Raw genomic sequence first — 744 nt, 5'->3', positions numbered from 1 at the left:
TCGCTGCGGATCGTGGTGAGGTCGTAGAACACCACCGACAGATCCTGGTCGATCAGCGGGCGCAGCAGCCCGGCGACCACGGCATCGACCTCGTCCTGGTGATCCATCAGCGCATCGAGGCTGCGCAGCAACTGCTGGTGCGTGACCGCCTTCGGCCCGAAGTCGGGCAGCGCCACGGTCTGTACCCAGCGCAGCACGCCGAGCTTGGATTCGGGGTCGCACAGGCGGTTGAGCACCATCAGCCGGATCAACGCTTCCACGTCCGTGGTGCGGCGCGTGCGGCGAAACACCCGGCGCAACTCCGAGAAGCCCAGCGACTTCCACAGCTCGGTCAGCGCCCACACGTTACCGAGCGCGCGCGCGGACTCGAACGACAGCGTCGGTGCCGGCGGCTTGGCGGCCATCGGTTCGCGGCCGGTGATCTTCAACAGACCGTTAATCACCGCGTCGAGCGAACCATCGACCTGCTCGGCGCGGCCGAGCGTGGCGACGGTGCGCTTCTTCACCCGTCCCGCCTCGTCACGATAGGACTCGACGAGCTGGACGTAGCGGCGGCCTCCGGAGGTGGTGAGCTTGACGTGCATGCCGCCACTCTACCCAGGCACAAAGCCTCGTCAAGTTTGAAGGTGACTGTTACAAACGTGCCACCACAGCACTTTTGCGATCATGGCCTTCAAACCCGCGCCAGCGCTGAAGGCACTTTCCGAAAAGGGGCGAAAATCGGGGTTAAGTGTCGAACCCCGG

General features: G+C 65.1%; 1 protein-coding gene. It reads right to left on the bottom strand.

The features are described from left to right. Positions 1-584: IS1634 family transposase N-terminal domain-related protein (locus C667_RS23605; RefSeq protein WP_004391510.1), on the bottom strand; the 584-nt coding region annotated here is incomplete at its 3' end. Positions 585-744 lie beyond the last annotated feature (160 nt).

Source organism: Thauera phenylacetica B4P (assembly GCF_000310225.1).
In the GTDB taxonomy this organism is placed as follows: Bacteria; Pseudomonadota; Gammaproteobacteria; order Burkholderiales; family Rhodocyclaceae; genus Thauera; species Thauera phenylacetica.
Note: the sequence above shows the minus strand (reverse complement) of the source record. Positions and strands in the feature narration are given on the sequence as shown.